This window comes from Pseudomonas laurylsulfativorans, assembly GCF_002906155.1.
GTDB lineage: Bacteria > Pseudomonadota > Gammaproteobacteria > Pseudomonadales > Pseudomonadaceae > Aquipseudomonas > Aquipseudomonas laurylsulfativorans.
In genome coordinates, this window is sequence record NZ_MUJK01000015.1 from 112,140 (window position 1) to 134,311 (window position 22,172).

Consider the following 22,172-nt stretch of genomic DNA (forward strand, 5'->3'; position numbering starts at 1 on the left):
ATCGTGCCACTGCTTGTTTCAGCGGTCGTACAAAGGGCTCAAGGAATGAAACCGCACCCCCGTGCGGACGGGAGTCATGTTGGAAAACTACTATCGCGAGCTGGTGTGTTTCCTGAACGCCAAGCTGGGCAACCGCCAGGTGGCCGAAGATGTGGTTCATGACGCTTATCTGCGCGTGCTGGAACGGACCAGCGATGCGCCGATCGAGCAGCCCCGCGCATTCCTTTATCGCACCGCCTTGAATCTGGTCATCGATGACCACCGACGCAACGCCTTGCGGCGCGCCGAGCCGCTGGACGTACTCGACAGCGAAGAAAGCTGCTTTACGCCTTCGCCGCACAAGGTCCTCGATCACGGCCAGCGCCTGGACATGCTCCAGCGTGCCTTGGCGGAACTGCCACGGCTGTGCCGCGAGAGCTTTCTGCTGCGCAAGATCGAGGGCCTTTCCCATTCGGAAATCGCCGGGCAACTGGGTATTTCCAAAGCCCTGGTCGAAAAGCACATTGTTAATGCCATGAAGCATTGCCGTACACGAATGCGACTGTGGGATGCCCACTGAACCCGTACGGCTAAATTTCTTTTCATTGTCCTCGTTCCTACTCAACAGACGACCTGTTGTCCTGCCCAAGGCCGGTCAGGTCACTTAGGTTCAATGCCCCCGCTTTTGAGGGGAACATCCAGAGGACACTGGAAATGACACAGGCAATTGCATCGCCCCTCGTTCACGACCTGATCGGCGTCGGTTTCGGCCCGTCGAACCTGGCACTGGCCATCGCGTTGCAAGAGCGCGGGGCGAGCCAGGGCAACCTGGATGTGCTGTTTCTCGACAAACAGGCCGACTACCGTTGGCACGGCAACACCCTGGTCACCCAGAGCGAGTTGCAGATTTCCTTCCTCAAGGACCTGGTGACCCTGCGCAATCCGACCAGCCCTTACTCGTTCGTCAATTACCTCAAGGCCCATGGGCGCCTGGTGGACTTCATCAACCTGGGCACCTTCTATCCGTGCCGCATGGAGTACAACGACTATCTGCGCTGGGTCGCCGGGCAGTTCACCGCGCAAAGCCGTTACGGCGAGGAAGTACTGACCATCGAGCCGGTGCTGCACAACCATCAGGTCGAGGCGCTGCGGGTGATTTCCCGCGATACGAGCGGGCACCAGCATGTGCGCACTACCCGTTCGGTGGTGGTCAGCGCCGGTGGCACGCCACGTATTCCCGAGGTGTTCAAGGCGCTCAAGGATGATGGCCGGGTGTTCCACCATTCGCAGTATCTGGCGCAGATGGCCAAACAGCCGTGCGTAAACAACCAGCCGATGAGCATTGCGATCATCGGTGGCGGGCAGAGCGCGGCGGAAGCCTTCATCGATTTGAACGACAGCTTCCCGTCGGTGCAGGTGGACATGATCCTGCGCGGCTCGGCACTGAAGCCAGCCGACGACAGCCCCTTCGTCAATGAAGTGTTCTCGCCGGAGTTCACCGACCTGGTGTTCCAGCAGCCCGACAGCGAGCGCGAGCGACTGGTGAACGAGTACCACAACACCAACTATTCGGTGGTGGACATCGATCTGATCGAGCGCATCTACGGCATTTTCTACCGGCAGAAAGTCTCGGGCATCGCCCGTCATGCGTTCCACACCCTGACCACTATCGAAAAAGCCACGGCCAGCGAGCGCGGCATCGACCTGGTGTTGCGCAACAACGCCACCGGTGAGGTCTCGGTTCGTCACTACGACGCCGTTGTCCTGGCCACCGGTTACGAGCGGCAGATGCACCGCAAGTTGCTGGCGCCGCTGGAAGAGTACCTGGGTGATTTCGAGGTCGATCGCAACTACAAGCTGATCACTGATGAACGCTGCAAGGCCGGCCTCTACATGCAGGGCTTCTGCCAGGCCAGCCATGGTCTGAGCGATACCTTGCTGTCGATCCTGCCGATCCGTGCCGATGAAATTGCCGGCTCCTTGTATGAGCACGGCAAGCATCGCGGGCATGGGCGGTCGGTGGTGGATTTGTTGTTGGCGACGGCCAGCTGAGATTTGTAGCGTCCGCGAGGGTGTCATCGCCGGCAAGCCGGCTCCTACAGTAGATTTGCGTCGCAACGAATATTCCCTGTAGGAGCCGGCTTGAACTGGTCAAGTAATCCCGGACACCGATTACGGTGTTTATGCCGCTTTTTGCTCCATAGCTATTGGCGACAGGTAGTTGTTATAGCTGTGGAGCCTGGTGCGGTTGTAGTACATGAAGAAGCGCACCATGTCGGTTTTTGCTTCCTCGACCATGCTGTAGCCGCTGCGGGGAACCCATTCTGATTTCAGTGTGCCGAAAAAACGCTCTGTTGGAGCGTTGTCCCAGCACTGTCCGCGATGACTCATGCTTTGCAAAATGCCGTGGCGGGCCAGTTCTTCTTGAAACTTGCGGCTGGTGTACTGACAGCCCTGATCCGAGTGGAACATCAGCCCCGGCGGGCAGGTTCGTACCTCTGTCGCCATGCGTAGCGCCTTGCTGACCAAGTTGGCGTCATTGACTAGAGAGAATGCCCAGCCAATGACTCGACGAGCAAACAGGTCAATTACGATGGCCAGGTGAACCCAGCGCTTGCCCACCATCAAACTGGTAACGTCGCCACACCAGACCTGATCAACAGCAGTCGGTTTGAAGTTGCGTTTGAGTCGATTAGGCGCAACAAATGCTTCAACCCCCTTGGACCTGAATGGATGCGGCTGGCGTTGTTTACTGACAATGTTTGCCTCCCTCATCAGCGCTCTGACAAGACTCCTTCCGACCGCTATGTTTTGCGAATTCAGGCCCTTGCTGATCATCCTGGAGCCCATGGCTTCACGGCTTTCGCTGTGAAGCTCAACCACTTTCAGCTTGAGCTCCTCGCGTCTGACCTGCGGCTTGGCGAGCCGCTGAAGCCACTCATAAAAGCTGCTGCGCTTCACATCGAAAACACGACACAGCAAGGCGGTCGGGAATGACTCTCTAAGCTCCGCAATCATCGAAAACGATCGGGATCCGACATCAAGAGAGCGGTAGCCTTTTTTAAGATCTCGGCTTCCATCTCCATGCGCTTGATCTTGGCTTTTAACTCCTGGATCTGGCGCTGATCCTCGGTAATCGCCTTGGTGCCTTTGACTGGCTGTCCCTCGCGTTCCTTGCGAACCTGATCGACCCAGCGCCGTAAAGCGGTGGGCCCAATATCCAGCGATGCACAAACATCTGGAACCGGACAGTTATCATCAAGCACCATGCTGGCAGCCTGAAGCTTGAACTCGCGGGTGTAGACCTTTCTTTCGTTCATGGAACCTCCAAGTTGGCGAAATCATATCGCCCTTAAGAGGTGTCCGGAATAATTAGGCCAGTTCAGCTTGCCGGCGATAGGGCCCTCGACAACGACGAAAATGTCGAATCCTGAACCCTTCCTGAAGAACCCCGCGATTCCCCCGGCGAGATTTTGTAACAGGTTTACTCTCCAAACATCGGGGCGTAAGCTTCGCGCGTTTTCATCCATTACGGAGACCCACAGTGGGTACTTGTTCGAGTGACAGTTGTCGGCCGGTCTCGGTAACCGGCATTTTCTCGGCAAGATAACGCGCAGTCTCCTGTGCCGTTGTCTCGCCGAAAAGCGAGCAGCGGCATCCCGATCATGGCCAGTCCCGGCCGTGTCCCGACGTCCCTCTCATCGACGCTGAACAGTGCGTGGTTTCGACTTTTTTTGTCGTGGCCGCCGCTCTATCGACACGCCTGTCATTCGTGACCGGCGCGCCAGGCCTTGCTTTGCCGGTTGTTCCGGCGGCAGCGGCGTGGACCTGCCTGCTCGACGGTTTCCCGGCTGACCAAAAGGGGCACCAGCCATGAAACTTACCCTCAAGGAATTCTTCGCAGGTTTCCTGCGTAACCGCCACATCGCCCGGCACTTCCGTCGCCTGGCGTTGCTGGAAACCTTCACCGACACCACGGTCAGCCGTGAAGTCCCTCCCACCCTGGCGCAAACCCTGGTGGCCGCTGCCGGCAGCGACACGGGCCAATTGCTCAACACTCTGGGCAGTCACACCGACGGCTTGAGCGAACTCGAAGCCGATGCCCTGCGCGAGCAATTCGGGCTCAACGAAGTCGAACATGAGCAACCGCTGCCCTGGTGGACGCACCTGTGGCACTGCTACAAGAATCCGTTCAACCTTCTGCTGACACTGCTGGCGGTCATCTCCTGGCTGACCGAAGACATGAAAGCCGCCATCGTGATTTTCTCCATGGTGGTGCTGTCGACCTTGCTGCGTTTCTGGCAGGAAACCAAATCCAACCAGGCCGCCGATGCCCTCAAGGCGATGGTCAGCAACACCGCCACGGTGATGCGCCGGGACGTGGAGGACCACCGCGCGCAGCGGATCGAATTGCCGATCAAGCAACTGGTGCCGGGCGACCTGATCGTGCTTTCAGCCGGGGACATGATTCCCGCCGATTGCCGGGTGCTCAGCGCCAAGGACCTGTTCGTCAGTCAGGCGGCGATGACCGGTGAATCGATGCCGGTGGAAAAATTCCCTCGCCAGCAGGACCGCGATACGCTCAATCCGCTCGACCTGGACAACATTCTGTTCATGGGCACCAACGTGGTGTCCGGCACGGCCATGGCGGTGATCCTCACCACCGGCAACAGCACCTATTTCGGTGCCTTGGCCCAGCGGGTCGGCGCCACTGACCGGGCACCGACTTCATTCCAGACCGGGGTCAACAAAGTCAGCTGGCTGCTGATCCGCTTCATGTTCGTGATGGCGCCGCTGGTGCTGTTCATCAACGGTTTCACCAAGGGGGACTGGACCGAAGCGCTGCTGTTTGCATTGTCGATTGCCGTGGGCTTGACCCCGGAAATGCTGCCGATGATCGTCACCTCGACCCTGGCCAAGGGCGCGGTGTTCCTGTCGCACAAAAAAGTCATCGTCAAACGCCTCGACGCTATCCAGAACTTCGGCGCCATGGATGTGTTGTGCACCGACAAGACCGGCACCCTGACCCAGGACAAGATTTTCCTGGCGCGCAACGTCGATGTCTGGGGCAACGATTCCGATGACGTGCTGGAAATGGCCTACCTCAACAGCTACTACCAGACCGGCCTGAAAAACCTGCTGGATGTGGCGGTGCTCGAACACGTCGAGATCCATCGTGAATTGAAAGTCGGCACGGCATTTCGCAAGGTCGACGAGATCCCGTTCGACTTCACTCGCCGGCGCATGTCGGTGGTGGTCGCCGAGCGCGATCAACCGCACCTGCTGATCTGCAAGGGCGCGGTGGAAGAGGTGCTGGCGGTCTGCTCGCGGGTGCGTCACGGCGAAGTCGATGAAGCCTTGAGTGAAGCATTGCTGGCGCGCATCCGTCAGGTCACGGCCGCGTTCAACGCCGAAGGCTTGCGGGTGGTTGCGGTAGCGGCACGGCCGATGATCGAAGGACGCGACACCTACAGTCTGGCCGATGAGCAGGCACTGACGCTGATCGGCTACGTGGCGTTTCTCGATCCGCCGAAAGAAAGCACCGCACCGGCCCTCAAGGCGTTGGCAGCGCACGGCGTGGCGGTGAAGGTGTTGACCGGTGACAACGAACAGGTGACCGCGAAGATCTGCCGCGAAGTCGGCCTGGAGCAGCAAGGCCTGCTGATGGGTAACGACATCGAGCGCATGACGGATGCCGAACTGGCGAAAGCCGTGGAGACCACCAACGTCTTCGCCAAACTGACCCCGTCGCACAAGGAACGCATCGTCCGTCTGCTCAAGGGCAACGGCCATGTGGTCGGTTTCATGGGCGACGGCATCAACGACGCCCCGGCCCTGCGCACCGCCGACATCGGTATTTCGGTGGACAGCGCGGTGGACATCGCCAAGGAAGCAGCCGACATCATCCTGCTGGAAAAGAGCCTGATGGTGCTGGAGGAGGGCGTGCTGGAAGGCCGCCGCACCTTCGCCAACATGCTCAAGTACATCAAGATGACCGCCAGTTCGAACTTCGGCAACGTGTTCTCGGTGCTGGTGGCCAGTGCCTTCATTCCGTTCCTGCCGATGCTGCCTATGCACCTGCTGGTGCAGAACCTGCTCTATGACATTTCGCAAATCGCCATTCCGTTCGATAACGTCGATGACGAAATGCTCAAGCAACCGCAGCGCTGGCAGCCGGCGGATGTCGGGCGCTTCATGCTGTTTTTCGGGCCGATCAGTTCGATCTTCGACATCACCACGTTCGCCTTGATGTGGTACGTCTTCGATGCCAATACCCCGGATCACCAGACCCTGTTCCAGTCCGGCTGGTTTGTGGTCGGGCTGCTGACCCAGACCCTGATCGTGCACATGATCCGCACGCCGAAGATCCCCTTCCTGCAAAGCCGCGCGGCCATGCCGTTGCTGGTGATGACGGGGCTGATCATGGCCGTGGGGATTTTCCTGCCGATGGGACCGCTGGCGCACTACTTCAAATTGCAGGCGTTGCCGTCGCTGTACTTCGTGTTCCTGCCGGTGATCCTGTTGGCGTACATGGCGCTGACCCAGGCGGTGAAGGGGTTCTACATTCGCCGGTTTGGCTGGCAATAAGGCTGCGAGGCTGGCCAATCAACACAATCCCTGTGGGAGCGTGTATTTTTCAAGGGATTCATCATGCAAGCACTTAACAACCTCAACCTGAGCTCCCTGCTCGATACCCTGGTCAGCCTCGGCGCGGCCTTCATCCTCGGTGGCCTGATCGGTTTCGAGCGCCAGTACCGGCAGCGCACTGCCGGCCTTCGCACTAATGTACTGGTGGCGGTGGGCGCAGCGATTTTCGTCGACATGGCCAACCGTCTCGCCGGTGCCGAGGGTGCCGTGCGGGTCGTAGCCTACGTGGTTTCCGGCATCGGCTTTCTCGGTGCCGGGGTGATCATGCGCGAAGAGGGTAATGTGCGCGGCCTCAATACGGCCGCCACGCTCTGGACCTCGGCAGCAGTCGGTGCCTGCGCCGGTGCCGACCTGCTGGCCGAGGCCTTGCTCGGCACGCTGTTCGTGCTCGCGGCCAACACCTTGCTGCGGCCAATCGTCAACAACATCAACCGTCAGCCACTGGATGTGATTTCGGCGGAAGTTACCAACATCGTTTATGTCATTGCCCGGCGTACGCAGCAGAAAACCGTGCTGGCCCTGCTCGAAGCCGAACTGGAGCGCAGCAACTATCCGGCCAGCGATGTCGATGTGCACGCCTTCGGCGCGGATGAAATTGAAATCGAAGCCACCCTGGCGACCACCTCGGTCGATGGTGATGAACTGGATGCGCTGGTGGCACGGATTTCGACGTCGACCCTGGTGGTGCAGGCGTTCTGGAGTCCGAGTACCACGGAGTAAAGGCCAAGGTTTCCCGGAAAAAAGTCAGACTAACCGGCATTTATTTAGGAAAATTCCTACATAAACCCAGGAAGGTGTTCCGTAGGCTTTGCGACCTCTTGAAACCGACATCCTTTGGGAGGTCACCTTGCCGAACAAATCCTTGCGCATCCTGATCGCCGATGCCCAGCACTTCAACCGCCTGCGAATCGAGCGGCTGTTCAATCAGCTCGGCTATTTCCGGGTGGCTCCGGTGCAGAGCCTCGACGAGCTCCTTCCACTGGTGGAGTACGGTTGCGAGCCTCTGGATCTGGTGCTCGTCAATGAGGCGATGGCTCGCGGAGCGCTGGACCTGTTCAATTACTTCGCCAATAACCCGCAGGTCCATCACGCGTTTATCTTCAATGAACAGCAGACGCCGTTGCAGTCAGTCGTGGGCAAAGTCCAGCTCAGCCAGGCCACTCTGCCTGACCTTGCGTCCATTACGCAGTTGATGAGTGTCGTTGATCGTCGGTTACCGTTCGTCGGAACTGTCATTTCTGTCAGGTAGTTCCTTCCAGCCCTCCATGCAAAAGTATAGGCGCAGCGTTGTGTCCAACCGCTGCGGTACCTGGAGGGCATTTTTTTGCCCGATCGTGTTGTGTTGCACGGGAGTCGTCATGAAGTCAGCACTGATTGTGGAAGATCATCCGGTGGTTCGCTCCATGATCAAACTCGTACTCAAGGGCGAAGGATTCACACAGATTTACGAGACCGCCCGTGGTGATGAGGTCTTGTCGTTGGTCCGGGAGCATCAACCGGATGTCCTGCTGCTTGACCTGGGCCTTCCAGGGGTGGCGGGGCTGGAGGTGATGGACCGTATCAAGGCCCAAAAGACGCGATGTCGCGTGGTGGTGTTCACTTCGCTGGAGGCCCAGTTTTATCAGGACCGCTGCATGCGTGCCGGGGCTGTTGCCTATGTTTCCAAGAGCAAGGACCTGGATGACTTGAAGGCGGCGGTGAATTCGGTGATGGCCGGCTACACCTATTTCGCCCAGCTCCCCTCGAGTTCCGTGTCGATGGGGGATTTGCAACGCAGTGAGACGCAGTTGATCGACAAGCTCTCCAATCGTGAATTGACCATTCTGCAGTACTTGGCCCGGGGTTCGAAAAACCTGGAGATCGCCGAGATCATGCACCTGAGCTACAAGACCGTCAGCACCTACAAGACCCGGCTTATCCTCAAGCTCAACGTGAGCTCATCGGTGCACTTGAGGGATTTCGCCCTGCGCAATCATTTGATCTGAATGAACGCTCTGCGACGGTTGTCAGGTTGGGTGCTGATGGGCCTGTTTTTATGGGCATCGGCGGTCTGCGCGCAACAGCCGTTGACCCTGTTGGGGCGTTCGAGTGCCGAGGGTTTGAGCGTCAGGTTGTCGGACACCGAGTCGCGCTGGCTGCAGCAAAAGGGCCGATTGGTGCTGGCAGTCTCGGCGCCGGACTATCCCCCTTTCGAGTTCAACACGGCGGGCAAGGTGTTCGAAGGCCTGACAGCCGATTACGCCGGGTTGCTCGAGCAATTGTTGAACGTTGTCATCGAGGTTCATTGTTTTCCGTCGCGGGCCGATGCGGTGCAGGCCATCAAGGATGGGCGGGCAGACCTGCTGGGAACGGCCAATCGATTTGAAGCCGAAGATCCACTGTTACAGATGTCCAGTGCGTATGCGGTCGATCAGCCGGTGCTGGTCACGCGTACCGATTTCCCTCCGGTGCTCGACCCGACACTGGCTGGCAAGCAACTGGTGATGCTGTATCACTACTTGCCCGAATACAGCGTGCAACAGTTCTATTCCAAGGCGCAGGTCCAGCTGTTTCCCTCGACACTGGCGGCGATGGGAGCCGTGGCGTTCGGCCAGGCCGATGTCTATCTGGGCGATGCGATCAATGCCCATTATCTGATCAGCAAGAACAACCTGAACAACATGCGTCTGACGGACTTCTCGCCCATGGAGTCCGGGCGTTTTGCCTTCGCGATGACCCGCGACAACGTTTCGCTGTTGCGCATCGTCAACAAGACGCTGGCGGCCATTACCACTAATGAACAAATGAATATCCTGCGACGTTGGGGGGCAAACGGGGTATCTATCCCGGGCACAGAGTCATTGCAATTGAGCGTGGCCGAACAGCGCTGGCTCGAACGCCATCCGCGGGTGAGGGTTGCGATCAACGAAAACATTCCGCCGATTACATTCATCGACAGCGAAGGCAAATTTCGCGGTATTGGCGTCGATGTGCTGACGAAAATCAGTTCACGTACCGGGCTGCAATTTGACATCCGGGGTATGAAGTCTGTAGCCGAAATGATGACCGGCATCTCCAGCGGTCAGATCGATGTACTGGCCGGTATCGGCCTCAGTTCCCAGCGTGACGACGAACTGCTGTTCACCCGGGCGTTCCTGAGCAGCCCTTCGGTGCTGGTGACCCGCGCGGCCGCGGACAGCCCCAGGACACTGGATGACATGCCGGGAAAAACCTTGGCGCTGACCCAGGGCAACGTTGTCGGCAAGTACATTAGCCAGCATTACCCTCAGGTCCGGCTGATGGATGCACCACTGTCGACGGACGCCATGGAGATGGTCGCCCAGGGCAAGGCCCATGGCAGCATCAACTCGTTGATCAGCGCCCGTTACCTGATTTCCCGGCAGTATCGCGATCGTCTGCAAGTGACCAGTACCGTGGGCACCGATCCCGCCCGAAGCACCCTGGCAACCAGTCGCGAGGCGACTGAACTGCGTTCGATTCTGGACAAGGCGCTGTTGAGCATCCCTCCCGAGGAAATTGACGAGCTGACCCAACCCTGGCGCTATGACTCGATGGTCGAGCAGAGCTACTGGCTGCGACACCGGAAGGCGATCGTGCAGGCGTTTTCGGTGGCGGGTGTCTTGCTGTTGCTCGCGTTGGCCGGGATCGTCTGGCAGCGCCGGCAGATTCGCCAGCGTCAGCAATTGCTCGGGCAATTGCAGGAAGCCAAGGACGCGGCGGACGACGCCAACCGGGCCAAGACCACGTTCCTGGCGACCATGAGCCATGAAATCCGCACCCCGATGAACGCATTGATCGGCATGCTCGAACTGGCGCTGAAACGGGCCGACGAGGGGGAGACAGACCGCGCCGCCATCGAGGTGGCGTCCAACGCCGGTCAGCAACTGCTGGAATTGATCGGCGACATTCTGGACGTCGCCCGGATCGAATCCGGGCATTTGTCGCTGGCGCCGGAACGGGTCAATCTGCGCGCGCTGGTGACGTCGGTCTGCCGGGTTTTCGAAGGGTTGGCGATGCAGAAGAATCTGCAATGGCAGGTCGAGCTAGACGAACGCAGTGACTGCGACGTGATGCTCGATCCCACGCGCTTCAAACAGGTGCTGTCCAATCTGCTGAGCAATGCGATCAAGTTCACCCGTGAAGGCCAGGTGAGCCTGACACTACGAGTGCAACCTCAAGGCCCGGTGCACCTCGCCGTCAGCGTACAGATTGAAGACAGCGGCATCGGTATCAGTGCGTTCGACCAGCAACGCCTGTTCAGCCCGTTCGTGCAGGCGGGCAACAGTCAGCAGACCGCCCGACAAGGTTCCGGCCTGGGCCTGGTGATCAGTCGGACCCTGTGCGAAACGATGGGCGGCCAGTTGCAGCTCGACAGTGAGCTGGGGCGTGGGACACGGGTTGACATCAGCCTGGTGCTGCCTGCCCTGCAAGCGTTGCCCTCGGCGGGGATGCCCCAGGACTCGGCGCAGCTCACGACCCGGGCGTTGTCGATTCTGGTGGTCGACGATTATCCAGCCAATCGCCTGTTGCTCTCACGGCAGCTGAGTTACCTGGGCCATCGTGTGGTGTTGGCTGAAGACGGTGCGCAGGGGCTGGAGCAGTGGCGCGGGCACGGGTTCGATCTGGTGATTACCGACTGCAACATGCCAGTGCTCAGTGGTTACGAACTGGCGGGCGCGATACGTGAGCAAGAGCGGGTGCAGGGGCTGTCGCCGACGCTGATTCTGGGTTTTACCGCCAACGCGCAAGCAGAGGAGAAAGCTCGGTGTCGGGCGGCGGGCATGGACGATTGCCTGTTCAAGCCCATTCGCCTGGTGGATTTGCAGGCATGGCTGGCCCAGCGCTTCTCCAGCGCTCTCCCGGCGGCAATCGACGACCCTGGCTTCGCCGAGTTCGATTTGAGCGAGCTGGAACGCTATGCGGATTCGGACCGTGAGCTGATTGATCAACTGATGCTCGATCTGGCGCTGACCAACCGCGAGGACCGCGTGCATTTGCTGGCGCTGCATGCCAGCGGCAATCGCCCGGGTTTGCAGGTGCTGGCACACCGTATCAAGGGTGGGGCGCTGATGGTGCGAGCGCTTGGCCTGGTCGAGTGTTGCGAACGACTGGAGCGCGCCTGCAATGAAGGCCGCGCGGCACTGATCGACGATGCCGTCGACCAGTTGCAGCAAGCCATGGCCCGCCTGGACCAACGTCTGGAGCAGGATTGAGGTTCAATCCCAGTTCGGTGCGATGCCTTTTGGGCTGGTCAAGCGGTGGCCGCGATCCAGTGTTGCGATCAAGGCCATGTCGCTCTCGCTCAAGTTCAGCTCGCGAGCCTTCAAGTTGCTCTCAAGGTTGGCCCGACGAGTGGACGACGGGATCACGGCGTAACCCGATTGCATGGCCCACGCCAGGGTGACATGAGCCGGTGTCGCTTGCAGGCGCTCGGCGATCTGCTGGATGAGCGGGTCCTTGAGGACTTCACCGTAAGCCAGGGTCATGTACGACGTGATGCCGATGCCCTGGCTGCGTGCGAACTCGACGACCTCGCGGTTTTGCAGGTACGGGTGCAGTTCGATCTGGTTCGTGGCGATGTGCTCGGCACCGATGGCTGCAATCGCTTGCTTCATCAGATCGATGGTGAAGTTGGACACGCCGATCTGCCGGGTCAGGCCCAGGCGCTTGGCTTCAAGCAGGGCGCCCATGAATTCTGCGACGGGCACTTGATCGTCCGGCGACGGCCAGTGGATCAGGGTCAGGTCCAGGCAGTCGGTTTGCAGTTTGCGCAGGCTTTCCTTCAGGCTCTCGATCAGCCGATCTCCTGCCAGGTTGGCGACCCAGATCTTGCTGGTGATGAACAGTTCGTCACGGGCGATGCTGCTGGCAGCGATGGCTTCGCCGACGTCGGCTTCGTTCTCGTAGATTTGCGCGGTATCGATCGCCCGGTAGCCGAGCGCCAGGGCGGTGCTCACCGAATCGATCACCACCTGGCCTTGCAAGCGAAACGTACCCAGACCGAAGGCGGGAATAGACATTGAGGACTCCAGAGGTTGCAGTGGGAATGGGCGGCAGTATCCGCGCCTGCATCCGTGAGAAAAACCGTTGGAGCGGCAAAGCAATGTTTACCGAAAGTCATGAATCGGGCAGGAAGATGTGTTGAGTGTGTCTGTTCTGGCGCCATCGCTGGCAAGCCAGCTCCTACAAGGTTTGCGCAAATCCTGTAGGAGCTGGCTTGCCAGCGATGGCCGCGACTCGGTCTGAATCCTTACTGCCTTCAGGCAATATCACTGCGACTGAATTCCTCCCCGAGAAAATCGATCAACGTGCGCACCGACGGCAGCAAGCCCCGACGCGAGGGGAAGATGGCATGGATGACGCCGCTCTTCGGTGCCCAGCCCGGCACCAGTTCCACCAGTTGCCCGGCAGCGATTTCATCGCGCACCACCACACTGGGCAGGTGCACGATGCCGATCCCGGCGAGTGCCGCATGGCGCAAGGCCAACAGGTCATCGGTGACCATGCGCGGTGCATGCCGGATCATCGCGGTACTGCCGTCGGCACCAAACAGTTCCCACTGATATTCGCGCTGTGCCGCGCCCCAGTGCAGGCTCGGCAAGCCGCTGAGGTCGGCCGGGGAGGCCGGTGTCGACAGGCGCGATAAAAAAGCCGGGCTGCCGACCACGCTCTGGGTGCTGTTGCCCAGGACCTTCATCACCATGTCGGTGTTTTCCAGCGGCGGAAAGCGTACCCGCAGGGCAATGTCGAAGCCTTCGTGAATCAGGTCGACCCGGCGATTGGTGCTCTCGATGAACAATTCCACCAAGGGGTACTTGAGCATGTAGCGGGTCAGCATCGGCCCGACCCAGGAATTGAGCAGCGCCGTCGGGCAACTGACACGCACCAGGCCCTGGGGCTCGGAGCGGTTGCGCTCGATCAGTTCGGCGGCGCTCTCCGCTTCCACTCGCATGGCCAGACAGCGCTGGTAGTAGGCCTGGCCGATTTCCGTCAATGAGCAATGCCGGCTGGTGCGGTGCAGCAGGCGCACGCCGAGGCGTTCTTCAAGTTCGGCAATGCGTCGGCTGAGCTTGGACTTGGGCATGTCCAGTGCCCGGCCCGCCGCCGCGAAACCGTGATGTTCCACCACCTGGGTGAAGTAGTAGAGGGTATTGAGGTCTTCCACCATCGTTCTCCAGATAGAACGCTAAAGCTGATTTTTGCAGTCTAGCGCAGCAAAGGTCACGGTTTTAAGCTTTGTCCATGGCTTCACTCACCTCATCAGGAGACACCATGAAAAACATCATCGGTATCTACACCAGTCCACGGACCCATTGGGTTGGCGACGGCTTTCCGGTTCGCACGCTGTTTTCCTATGACAACCTGGGCAAACACATCAGCCCGTTCCTGCTGCTGGATCACGCCGGCCCCGCTGAATTCACCCCGACCAGCGAGCGACGTGGCGTTGGTCAGCATCCTCATCGTGGTTTCGAAACCGTGACTATCGTTTACAAGGGCGAACTGGAGCACCGGGACTCCACCGGCAGCGGCGGCAAGATCGGCCCCGGCGATGTGCAATGGATGACCGCTGCCTCGGGGATCCTGCATGAAGAGTTTCACTCCGAAGGATTCGCCAAAAGCGGCGGCACCCTGGAGATGGTGCAGCTGTGGGTCAACCTGCCGGCCAGGGACAAGATGGCCGACCCCGGCTACCAGACGATCCTCGATCGCGACATCCCGAGCATCGCCTTGAAGGACAACGCCGGCAGCCTGCGTCTGATCGCTGGTGAGTTCGACGGTCACAAGGGCGCGGCGCGCACCTTCACCCCGGTCGACGTGTGGGACATTCGTTTGAATGCCGGCAAGTTGCTCACCCTGGATCTGCATGAAGGGCGCAATACCGCGCTGGTGGTCTTGCGCGGCACGGTTCAGGTCAATGGCCTGGAATCGGTGCGCCAGGGACAACTGGCCCTGTTCGATCGCAAGGGCGACCGGATGACCCTCGAAGCCAGCGAAGACACAGTGGTGCTGTTGCTCAGCGGCGAGCCGATCGACGAGCCGATCGTCGGTCACGGGCCGTTCGTGATGAACACCGAGCAGGAAATCCACCAGGCCTTCGCCGACTTCCAGTCCGGGCGCTTCGGCCGGATGCACGCTTAACCCGCTCCGCTTCAACAACCCACTCTACACAGGATGCGTAGGCCGGTCCGAGGCCAGGGATGGCTGTTGCCTGCAAAAAAGAGAAAGAGGAGACGCACATGAGTACCGTCAACGCGGCCAACTTCAACGGCCAGAAACCCACCATCGATCCCAACGACAGCGCCATGCTGTTGATCGATCACCAGAGCGGACTGTTCCAGATCGTCAAGGACATGGACGTGCCCCAACTGCGCGCCAACGCCATTGCCCTGGCCAAGGCCGCAACCTTGCTGAAAATGCCGGTGATTACCACGGCCTCGGTTCCACAAGGACCGAACGGGCCGTTGATCCCGGAAATCCACGAAGCCGCACCCCATGCGCAATACGTGGCACGCAAAGGTGAGATCAACGCTTGGGACAACCCGGAGTTTCACGCGGCGGTCAAAGCCACCGGCAAGAAAACCCTGGTGATCGCCGGCACCCTGACCAGCGTGTGCCTGGCGTTCCCGTCCATCGCCGCCGTGCATGAAGGCTACAAGGTGTTTGCGGTCGTCGACGCCTCCGGCAATCACTCGAAACTGGCCACTGATCTGACCGTTGCCCGTTTGGCCCAGGCCGGGGTGGTGCCGATCGACATCATGGCTACGCTCTCTGAGCTGCAAGGCTCGTGGAACCGCCCGGACGCCGAGCAGTGGGCCGCTGTCTACGCCCAGGCCATGCCGCATTATCAGTTGCTGATCGAGAGCTACCTCAAGGCCCAGCAAGTGGCGAACGAACACGAGGCGCTGGACTCCCAGCGCTAACCGCTGCCCCACGCCGATTTCCAATCGGCATCGATAACCTGCGAGGACTACTGCAATGACTACTTCCTACAAGCGTCTGGACAAGGACAACGCCGCCGTTCTGTTGGTGGATCATCAGACCGGTCTGCTGTCGCTGGTACGCGACATCGATCCGGATCGATTCAAGAACAACGTGCTGGCCCTGGCTGACCTGGCCAAGTACTTCAAGCTGCCGACCATCCTCACCACCAGTTTCGAAACCGGTCCCAACGGTCCGCTGGTGCCCGAGCTCAAGGCGCAGTTCCCGGACGCGCCGTACATCGCCCGCCCGGGCCAGATCAACGCCTGGGACAACGAAGATTTCGTCAAGGCGATCAAGGCCACCGGCAAGAAACAACTGATCATCGCCGGTGTGGTGACCGAGGTGTGCGTGGCGTTCCCGGCCCTCTCGGCGCTGGCCGAAGGTTTCGATGTGTTCGTGGTCACCGACGCGTCCGGCACCTTCAATGAACTGACCCGCGAATCGGCGTGGAGCCGCATGACCGCCCAGGGTGCGCAATTGATGACCTGGTTCGGCCTGGCCTGTGAACTGCACCGCGACTGGCGTAATGATATCGAAGGGTTGGGTACGCTGTTCTCCAACCATATTCCGGATTACCGCAACCTGATGACCAGCTACAGCACGCTGACCAACAGCAAATAATCCAGCCAACATGCTGTCCCCTGTAGGAGCCGGCTTGCTGGCGATGGCTGCAACTCGGTGTGCCAGGCAAACCGCCATCGCTGGCAAGCCAGCTCCTACAAGTTTTTTTGTGTCCAGCCAGACGCGGTCATCCCGCCAAATCAATTGCTCCTACACTATGGCCAATCCATGCGATCTTCGCGTTCTTGGCCCTGGCTGGAGTTGCTTGATGCTGTCATTGCTCACCGAACACCCGCTGATCTGCGCGATGGCGCTGATCCTGATCGATCTCGGGTTGTGGTACTTGCTCAGCGCCCTTGGCATTGGGTGGAGGCTATTGGTGCGGGTGGTGATTTTTTCGTTGTTCAGCCTCCTGCTGTTCAACGAAGGCCTGAACCCGATGGAGCCGCCGCCCTGGGCCGACAACGTACCTTTGCATCTGGCCGCCACTGGCTTGCAGATCGGCTGGTGGTTGTTCGGCGCGCGGACCCTGACCGTGCTGATCGGCGCGGTGATGATGCAACGGGTCGGGCATACCGGGCGCTTGCTCCAGGATTTGCTCGGAGCGGTGATTTTCCTGATCGCGGTGATTGCCGCCCTGGCGTATGTACTCGATCTGCCGGTCAAGGGTGTGCTGGCGACGTCCGGTGCATTGGCGATCATTGTCGGTCTGGCCTTGCAAAGTACCCTCAGTGACGTGTTCTCCGGGATCGTCCTGAACACCACCAAACCCTATCAACTGGATGACTACATCTCCATCGACGGCATGGAGGGCAAGGTGACCGACATCGACTGGCGCGCCACGCGCCTGCAGACCTCCCAGGGCTGCATGGCGGTGATCCCCAACTCCCTGGCCGCCAAGGCCAAGATCATCAATTTCAGCAGGCCGAACGACATGTTCGGCATTTCCGTATCCCTGGAAGTGAGCCCCCACGCGAGGCCAAACACGGTCATCGACGCGTTGGAGCGCGCCATGCAAGGTTGCCGTGCGCTGCTGGAGACACCGTCGCCAAGCGTCGGCCTGAAAACCGCCAGCAACACTGGAGCGATCTACGAAATCAGTGGTTTTGTCGCGTCGATGGACGAGAAACGCTCAGTGCGCAATCAGCTATACGACCTGGCCTACCGGCATTTGCAAGCATCCGGGGTCAATTTGTTGTCGAGCGTGGAGCCCAGCCCGCCGATCAACTCGACACGCAAACGAGCGTTGCTCGACAGCTCGCCAATTTTCTCCACCTTGCGTCAGGAAGAGAAAGACACATTCAGCCAGAACATGACCCTGCAAACCTTCCGCACCGGGGAGGTGATCCTGGAGGCGGGGGAGGTCAGCGATCACTTGTTCATTATCGAGTCCGGTGTGATCTCGGTGACCTTGATGCGCCACGGAGCACCCTTTGAATCCGGCCGCATGGGGCCGGGGGAGGTGATCGGCGAAGCGGGTATCCTCACCGACAGCGCGCTGCCGGCGCAGTTTACCGCCAAGACCTTCTGTGGCCTGTACCGCATAGAAAAGTCATACCTCAAGCCGTGCCTGGATGCCCGCCACGACATCAACAATGCGATGAAGGCCTTGCTCGATTACCGCCTGCAAAAAGCGAAAACCCTGACTGAGGACCTGCCGGTGGCGGCGGCGAAAAAGGGCTTTTTGCAGTGGTTGCGCAATCGGGTGTGAATGGCCGCTGCGTGGAGCAGGCTCGCTCCCACAGGGAGATGCGGTCAAATGTGGGAGCGAGCTTGCTCGCGATGACGGCAGTGAACTCACCCAAAGTGAAGAGTGAAACCCATCACACCCGCGCCTCCACCGAAAACCAAGAAGGCAGCGCCAGTGGCCTCCTCGACTTCTGCAAGATTGGCTATTTGTGTAGGCCGGTCGTGGGACTAACGTAGTGACACCCCCACTTGCCCTGGAGCATGTCATGAAACCCCGTATCGATTTCTACACCGCATCCCCTGACGCCCTCAAAGCGATGATCGCTTTGGAAACCGCCGTTTCGAAACTGCCGCTGGAAAAAAACCTGATCGAACTGGTCAAGCTGCGCACCTCGCAAATCAACGGCTGCGCCTTCTGCCTGGACATGCATAGCGCCGATGCACGCAAGGGCGGTGAATCCGAACGTCGTCTGGCCACGTTGTCGGCCTGGCGTGAAACGCCGTTCTTCACCGAGCGTGAACGCGCCGCACTGGCCTGGACCGAATCCCTGACCCTGATCAGCCAGACCCACGCCCCGGACGAAGACTATGAACTGGCCACCGCGCAGTTCGATGCCAAGGAAATGGTCGACCTGACTGTCGCCATCACCACCATCAACGCCTGGAATCGCCTGGCCATCGGCTTCCGCAAAATGCCTCAGGCCTGATCCGCACACGCATCAATGCGCATCGGCACTCGGCGCGGCCGGTGGTTGCACCTTGCGCATCAGGGGCACCATCGCCGTGGCGATGACGAAGCACACCCCAATCATCAAAAACGCGTCGCCATAGGTTTGCGTCTGGGCTTCGCGGTAGGTCAGCAACCAGAGTTGATGCAGGCTGGCGGTGACCCCGGCGTCACCGCTCTGGCCGAGGGCGGCGAAATTGTTGCCGACCTGGGACAGCCATTGGTTGAGGGCCTCGTTGGTGCTGTTGAGGTTCTCCGCCAGCCGGGTGAAATGCAGGTTGGTGCGGTCGTTGAGGATGGTCGCACACGCGGCGATGCCGATAGCTCCGCCGAGGTTGCGCATCAGATTGAACAACCCCGACGCATGTTTAAGCCTTGCTGGCGCCAGGCCGCCAAGGGTCAAGGTCACGGTCGGCGGCACCGCCAATTGCTGGGCAATCCCGCGCAAGGCTTGCGGCAGCATCAATTCTTTGGCCCCCCAGTCATGGGTGATCGGGCTGAAATCCCACATCGACAAGGCGAACAGCCCCAGGCCGGTCATCATGATCCAGCGCAGGTCGACGCGGTTGGCCAGAAAGGCATACAGCGGAATCGCCATGATCTGGAACACCCCGGTGGAGAAAACCGCCAGACCAATGTCCAGCGCACCGTAGCCACGCACCCGGCCGAGAAACAGCGGCGTCAGGTAAATGGTGGCGAACAGGCCGATCCCGGTGACGAACGAGAAGAAACAACCGAGGGCGAAGTTGCGATCCTTCAAGGCGCGCAAATCGACAATCGGATTGGCCACATGCAAGGTTCGGCCGATGAACGCAAGGCCGGCCAGGCCACTGATCCATGCAGTGGTCAGGATGGTGCGGTCGCTGAACCAGTTCCAGCGCGGGCCTTCTTCCAGGGTGTATTCCAGGCAGCCGAGGAACAACGCCAGAAACACCATGCTCAAGTAATCCGCGCCTTTGAGCAGCGACAGTTCCGGCTGGTCGATTTTCACCAGCATCGGCACGGCCACGGCGACAAAAATACCGGGGACCAGGTTGATGTAGAACAGCCAGTGCCAGGACGAAATGTCGGTGATCCAGCCACCGATCACCGGCCCCAGGGTCGGTGCCAACGAGGCCACTGCGCCGATGGTTGCGGCGGCGATCACCCGTTGCTTGCCGGTGAAGAAAATGAACGCGGTAGTGAACACCAGCGGGATCATCGAGCCGCCCAGAAAGCCTTGCAGGGCGCGGAAGGCAATCATGCTCTGGATGTTCCAGGCCACGCCGCACAGCAGGCTGGTCAGGGTGAAACCCACCGCCGATGCGCAAAACAACCAGCGCGTCGAGAACACCCGCGACAGCCAGCCCGACAGCGGGATCACGATGATTTCGGCGATCAGGTAACTGGTTTGTACCCACGCGGTTTCGTCGGTGCCGGCGGAGAGGCCGCCGCCGATGTCACGCAACGAAGCCGAGACAATCTGGATATCCAACAGCGCAATGAACATGCCGATGCACATGCTGGCAAAGGCGAAGACCTTGGTCGCCGTCGCCATGTTCGCGGCATTGAACGGCTGCGCCGGGGCGGCGAGGGCGCGGCTCATGGCGCGCTCGCAACGGCGGGTGCTTCAGGCTCCTTGCGCGTGTCCACCTCAGCGGTGACCGACAACCCCGGACGCAGGTGGCCAAGCACACTGTCGGCCGGGTCGAGGTGAATCCGCACCGGCACCCGTTGCACGATCTTGGTGAAGTTGCCGGTGGCGTTTTCCGGTGGCAACACACTGAATTGCGAACCGCTGGCCGGGGCGAGGCTGTCCAGGTGACCGTGGAATTCCTGTCCCGACAACACGTCGGCACGGATCACCACCCGTTGCCCCGGCACCATGTGCGCCAGTTGGTCTTCCTTGAAGTTGGCATCGACCCACAACCCGCTGGCCGGCACCACCGAGAGCAATTGCGAGCCGGCCTGGGCATAGGCGCCGACCCGGCCCCGGCGATTGCCGATCACGCCGTCAACCGGTGCCTTCAGTTCGGTGTAGCCGACATTCAATTGCGCCAGATCGCGCTCGGCCTTGGCCTGGATCAAGGCGGCCCGGGCTTGTTGTTTCTGGGTGTCGATCACATTCAATTGGCGTTGCGCGGCCAGCAGTTCAGCCTGGGCGCGGTTGCTTTGCGCCTGGGCAGTCTTGAACGTGGCGTTGGCCCGCTGCGCGCTCTCCACCGAGACGGCGTTGGTGGTCACCAGCTTTTTGTAGCGGGCATCGTCATCCCGGGAGCGGGCGGCTTCGGCACCGGCGGCATCGATGCCGGCGCGAGCCTGGCCGATGACGGCCTGTTGCAGCTGTTCGGTAGCATCAAGGTTGGCCAGCAAGGCTTCCTGGGCGGCCACCGCGCCTTCGGCCTTGGCCAGGTTGGCCCGGTAGTCGCGCGAATCGAGACGGATCAGCACGTCACCGGCCTTGACCTTCTGGTTGTCGGTCACCAGCACTTCGTCGATATAACCCGCCACTTTTGACCCAATCACCGTTACGTCGCCGCCGATGTAGGCGTCATCTGTTTCCTCGATGAAACGCCCCGTGCTCCACCAATGCGCGCCATACATACCGGCCAACACCAACGCCGCGATGCCCATTGTCGGCAGCAGCAGGCGTTTGAGCAGGGGCGGTTTGACGGCAGTCACCGGGGCAGCCAGGTCGGGTTCTACGGTGGACATGCTGGTCATGGAGGGATACCTGTCAGGGGCGCTGTTTAATTATGATGGGTGTAATATGACGTATGTAATATTTTGTGGCAAATGCTTTTTGCTGCCGGTCGTCTGGTGGAGTCCTGGTCAGAAAGACTCATTCATGGTCGGTGTCGAGATGCCGAGGATTCTTTTGCTGTTGTAGGTAGGTTCTTAGGGCGTCGTGGCCTGCTGCATTATTCGGAAGCACCCTACACGCTTATTAGAAACGTCCTATATCAACCTTTTTTACCTTCCTGAAAGCTGCCCAGCGTTTGAACGAGGGTGGCAACGAAGCCTCCCCGTCCGCTTCAAAAGCCAAGGGAGGCCTGATTTTGTCCAACACACCGCGCACCTTCTTCGACCACAGCCGCCACAAACTACTGATCGATGGCCTCGACACCCACCTCGACGTCCTCACCTTCGAGGGCCATGAGTACCTCAGCCAACCCTACCTCTACCGCATCGAATTCACCGCCAGCGACCTCGATATCGGCGCGGAAAAACTCATCGGCCAGTACGCCGAATTCAGCCTGTACGCCGCCCCCTCCAACGTGCCCGTGTTCGACTGGGAAGTGCCCAAGCCACCCACACCGTTGCGCACGCTGTACGGCCGCATCACTGCCTGCCAGCGCCTGTCCAGCTCAATCGACGAAGCCCGCTACGAAGTCACCCTGCAACCGCGCCTGGCCCTGCTCGATCGCGGCCAGCAAACGCGGATCTATCAGCACCAATCCGTGCCAGACATCGTCAAAAGCATTCTGCGCGACCGCCATGGTCTGGACACCGGGCACTTTCGCTTCAACCTCAAGCGCGAGTACCCGCAGCGCGAGCAAGTCATGCAGTACCAGGAAAGCGACCTGGCTTTCATCAGCCGGATCCT

At 60.0% G+C, this 22,172-nt stretch carries 19 protein-coding genes; 13 read left to right on the forward strand and 6 right to left on the reverse strand.

What is annotated here, in order from left to right; genetic code table 11:
* The first annotated feature begins 76 nt into the window (after positions 1–76).
* Positions 77–559 (forward strand): sigma-70 family RNA polymerase sigma factor, encoded by a 483-nt coding sequence (locus B0D71_RS28315; protein WP_103397657.1) that lies wholly within the window; start codon positions 77–79, stop codon positions 557–559.
* Positions 560–693: 134 nt separating this feature from the next.
* Positions 694–2,031: a lysine N(6)-hydroxylase/L-ornithine N(5)-oxygenase family protein gene (locus tag B0D71_RS28320; RefSeq protein WP_103397658.1), complete on the forward strand. Its 1,338-nt coding sequence runs from the start codon at positions 694–696 to the stop codon at positions 2,029–2,031.
* Positions 2,032–2,160: 129 nt separating this feature from the next.
* Here the strand turns inward: B0D71_RS28320 and B0D71_RS28325 are convergent, their stop codons facing one another.
* The gene (locus B0D71_RS28325) at positions 2,161–2,997 is read right to left on the reverse strand and encodes an IS3 family transposase (protein WP_240635652.1); all 837 of its coding nucleotides are present in this window, start codon (positions 2,995–2,997) and stop codon (positions 2,161–2,163) included.
* Positions 2,994–3,299: a transposase gene (locus B0D71_RS31995; RefSeq protein ID WP_240635653.1), complete on the reverse strand. Its 306-nt coding sequence runs from the start codon at positions 3,297–3,299 to the stop codon at positions 2,994–2,996. The genes B0D71_RS28325 and B0D71_RS31995 overlap by 4 nt, the downstream gene beginning before the upstream one ends.
* 553 nt (positions 3,300–3,852) lie before the next feature.
* Here B0D71_RS31995 and mgtA point away from each other — a divergent pair.
* From mgtA to B0D71_RS28350, 5 genes are all read left to right on the forward strand, one after another.
* The gene (gene mgtA, locus B0D71_RS28330; protein WP_103397659.1) at positions 3,853–6,567 is read left to right on the forward strand and encodes a magnesium-translocating P-type ATPase; all 2,715 of its coding nucleotides are present in this window, start codon (positions 3,853–3,855) and stop codon (positions 6,565–6,567) included.
* Positions 6,568–6,630: 63 nt separating this feature from the next.
* On the forward strand, positions 6,631–7,347 hold the full coding sequence (locus tag B0D71_RS28335; RefSeq protein ID WP_103397660.1) for an MgtC/SapB family protein: 717 nt from the start codon (positions 6,631–6,633) through the stop codon (positions 7,345–7,347).
* A gap of 127 nt (positions 7,348–7,474) precedes the next feature.
* Positions 7,475–7,876 carry an ANTAR domain-containing protein gene (locus B0D71_RS28340; RefSeq protein ID WP_103397674.1) on the forward strand — a complete coding sequence of 134 codons (402 nt, stop codon included), beginning with the start codon at positions 7,475–7,477 and terminating at the stop codon, positions 7,874–7,876.
* Between the two features lie 109 nt (positions 7,877–7,985).
* Positions 7,986–8,612, forward strand: coding sequence for a response regulator transcription factor (locus tag B0D71_RS28345; RefSeq protein WP_103397661.1), 627 nt, complete (start codon positions 7,986–7,988; stop codon positions 8,610–8,612).
* Positions 8,613–11,840, forward strand: coding sequence for a transporter substrate-binding domain-containing protein (locus tag B0D71_RS28350; protein WP_103397662.1), 3,228 nt, complete (start codon positions 8,613–8,615; stop codon positions 11,838–11,840). It abuts the gene before it with no gap.
* Positions 11,841–11,843: 3 nt separating this feature from the next.
* Here B0D71_RS28350 and dkgB read toward each other — a convergent pair whose 3' ends face one another.
* Together dkgB and B0D71_RS28360 are read right to left on the reverse strand one after the other, a co-directional pair.
* Positions 11,844–12,647, reverse strand: coding sequence for a 2,5-didehydrogluconate reductase DkgB (gene dkgB / locus B0D71_RS28355; protein WP_103397663.1), 804 nt, complete (start codon positions 12,645–12,647; stop codon positions 11,844–11,846).
* Between the two features lie 239 nt (positions 12,648–12,886).
* The gene (locus tag B0D71_RS28360) at positions 12,887–13,795 is read right to left on the reverse strand and encodes a LysR family transcriptional regulator (RefSeq protein WP_056722601.1); all 909 of its coding nucleotides are present in this window, start codon (positions 13,793–13,795) and stop codon (positions 12,887–12,889) included.
* A 104-nt stretch (positions 13,796–13,899) separates the two neighbouring features.
* Here B0D71_RS28360 and B0D71_RS28365 point away from each other — a divergent pair, with 104 nt between their 5' ends.
* The 5 genes from B0D71_RS28365 (at position 13,900) to B0D71_RS28385 (ending at position 18,566) form a co-directional block, all read left to right on the forward strand.
* The gene (locus B0D71_RS28365) at positions 13,900–14,766 is read left to right on the forward strand and encodes a pirin family protein (RefSeq protein ID WP_103397664.1); all 867 of its coding nucleotides are present in this window, start codon (positions 13,900–13,902) and stop codon (positions 14,764–14,766) included.
* A gap of 98 nt (positions 14,767–14,864) precedes the next feature.
* Positions 14,865–15,548: an isochorismatase family protein gene (locus B0D71_RS28370; RefSeq protein WP_103397665.1), complete on the forward strand. Its 684-nt coding sequence runs from the start codon at positions 14,865–14,867 to the stop codon at positions 15,546–15,548.
* Between the two features lie 55 nt (positions 15,549–15,603).
* On the forward strand, positions 15,604–16,230 hold the full coding sequence (gene ycaC, locus B0D71_RS28375) for an isochorismate family cysteine hydrolase YcaC (protein WP_007977984.1): 627 nt from the start codon (positions 15,604–15,606) through the stop codon (positions 16,228–16,230).
* A gap of 208 nt (positions 16,231–16,438) precedes the next feature.
* On the forward strand, positions 16,439–17,881 hold the full coding sequence (locus B0D71_RS28380; RefSeq protein WP_103397666.1) for a mechanosensitive ion channel domain-containing protein: 1,443 nt from the start codon (positions 16,439–16,441) through the stop codon (positions 17,879–17,881).
* Between the two features lie 244 nt (positions 17,882–18,125).
* Positions 18,126–18,566, forward strand: coding sequence for a carboxymuconolactone decarboxylase family protein (locus B0D71_RS28385; RefSeq protein ID WP_103397667.1), 441 nt, complete (start codon positions 18,126–18,128; stop codon positions 18,564–18,566).
* Positions 18,567–18,578: 12 nt separating this feature from the next.
* On the opposite strand, the gene B0D71_RS28390 is transcribed toward B0D71_RS28385, so the two are convergent.
* Positions 18,579–20,171 (reverse strand): DHA2 family efflux MFS transporter permease subunit, encoded by a 1,593-nt coding sequence (locus B0D71_RS28390; protein WP_103397668.1) that lies wholly within the window; start codon positions 20,169–20,171, stop codon positions 18,579–18,581.
* Positions 20,168–21,289 carry an HlyD family secretion protein gene (locus B0D71_RS28395; protein WP_103397669.1) on the reverse strand — a complete coding sequence of 374 codons (1,122 nt, stop codon included), beginning with the start codon at positions 21,287–21,289 and terminating at the stop codon, positions 20,168–20,170. Before B0D71_RS28395 ends, B0D71_RS28390 begins: the two co-directional genes overlap by 4 nt.
* 335 nt (positions 21,290–21,624) lie before the next feature.
* On the opposite strand from B0D71_RS28395, the gene B0D71_RS28400 reads away from it, so the two are divergent.
* Positions 21,625–22,172 (forward strand): contractile injection system protein, VgrG/Pvc8 family (locus B0D71_RS28400; RefSeq protein ID WP_276310368.1); only part of this gene is annotated, 548 nt, incomplete at its 3' end.

Excerpts from the sequence above, each read along its gene's own strand:
- B0D71_RS28315 (WP_103397657.1), top strand. The coding sequence starts at position 77 with ATGTTGGAAAACTACTATCGCGAGCTGGTGTGTTTCCTGAACGCCAAG.
- ycaC (WP_007977984.1), top strand. The coding sequence starts at position 15,604 with ATGACTACTTCCTACAAGCGTCTGGACAAGGACAACGCCGCCGTTCTG.
- B0D71_RS28350 (WP_103397662.1), top strand. The coding sequence starts at position 8,613 with ATGAACGCTCTGCGACGGTTGTCAGGTTGGGTGCTGATGGGCCTGTTT.
- B0D71_RS28360 (WP_056722601.1), bottom strand. The coding sequence starts at position 13,795 with ATGGTGGAAGACCTCAATACCCTCTACTACTTCACCCAGGTGGTGGAA.
- B0D71_RS28335 (WP_103397660.1), top strand. The coding sequence starts at position 6,631 with ATGCAAGCACTTAACAACCTCAACCTGAGCTCCCTGCTCGATACCCTG.
- mgtA (WP_103397659.1), top strand. The coding sequence starts at position 3,853 with ATGAAACTTACCCTCAAGGAATTCTTCGCAGGTTTCCTGCGTAACCGC.
- B0D71_RS28365 (WP_103397664.1), top strand. The coding sequence starts at position 13,900 with ATGAAAAACATCATCGGTATCTACACCAGTCCACGGACCCATTGGGTT.
- B0D71_RS28380 (WP_103397666.1), top strand. The coding sequence starts at position 16,439 with ATGCTGTCATTGCTCACCGAACACCCGCTGATCTGCGCGATGGCGCTG.
- B0D71_RS28325 (WP_240635652.1), bottom strand. The coding sequence starts at position 2,997 with ATGATTGCGGAGCTTAGAGAGTCATTCCCGACCGCCTTGCTGTGTCGT.
- dkgB (WP_103397663.1), bottom strand. The coding sequence starts at position 12,647 with ATGTCTATTCCCGCCTTCGGTCTGGGTACGTTTCGCTTGCAAGGCCAG.
- B0D71_RS28395 (WP_103397669.1), bottom strand. The coding sequence starts at position 21,289 with ATGACCAGCATGTCCACCGTAGAACCCGACCTGGCTGCCCCGGTGACT.
- B0D71_RS28345 (WP_103397661.1), top strand. The coding sequence starts at position 7,986 with ATGAAGTCAGCACTGATTGTGGAAGATCATCCGGTGGTTCGCTCCATG.
- B0D71_RS28370 (WP_103397665.1), top strand. The coding sequence starts at position 14,865 with ATGAGTACCGTCAACGCGGCCAACTTCAACGGCCAGAAACCCACCATC.
- B0D71_RS28385 (WP_103397667.1), top strand. The coding sequence starts at position 18,126 with ATGAAACCCCGTATCGATTTCTACACCGCATCCCCTGACGCCCTCAAA.
- B0D71_RS31995 (WP_240635653.1), bottom strand. The coding sequence starts at position 3,299 with ATGAACGAAAGAAAGGTCTACACCCGCGAGTTCAAGCTTCAGGCTGCC.
- B0D71_RS28320 (WP_103397658.1), top strand. The coding sequence starts at position 694 with ATGACACAGGCAATTGCATCGCCCCTCGTTCACGACCTGATCGGCGTC.
- B0D71_RS28390 (WP_103397668.1), bottom strand. The coding sequence starts at position 20,171 with ATGAGCCGCGCCCTCGCCGCCCCGGCGCAGCCGTTCAATGCCGCGAAC.